At 45.7% G+C, this 429-nt stretch carries 2 tRNA genes; both read left to right on the forward strand.

The window, feature by feature from the left end:
• Positions 1 to 96 precede the first annotated feature (96 nt).
• A tRNA-Ile gene (locus FQ015_RS19180) sits at positions 97 to 173 on the forward strand.
• Positions 174 to 215: 42 nt separating this feature from the next.
• A tRNA-Ala gene (locus FQ015_RS19185) sits at positions 216 to 291 on the forward strand.
• The last annotated feature ends 138 nt before the right edge of the window (positions 292 to 429 follow it).

The raw sequence follows: 429 nt of genomic DNA on the forward strand, positions 1-429 counted from the left end.
GGGAACCTGCGGTTGGATCACCTCCTTACCTTAAAGAACTGTACTTTGCAGTGCTCACACAGATTGTCTGATGAAAATGAGCAGTAAAACCTCTACAGGCTTGTAGCTCAGGTGGTTAGAGCGCACCCCTGATAAGGGTGAGGTCGGTGGTTCAAGTCCACTCAGGCCTACCAAATTTGCACCGCAAATTTGAAGAGGTTTTAACTACATGTTATGGGGCTATAGCTCAGCTGGGAGAGCGCCTGCTTTGCACGCAGGAGGTCTGCGGTTCGATCCCGCATAGCTCCACCATCTCTGTAGTGATTAAATAAAAAATACTTCAGAGTGTACCTGCAAAGGTTCACTGCGAAGTTTTGCTCTTTAAAAATCTGGATCAAGCTGAAAATTGAAACACTGAACAACGAAAGTTGTTCGTGAGTCTCTCAAATT

Origin of the sequence: Escherichia sp. HH26CH (genome assembly GCF_009820205.1) — a bacterium.
GTDB lineage: Bacteria > Pseudomonadota > Gammaproteobacteria > Enterobacterales > Enterobacteriaceae > Escherichia > Escherichia coli_F.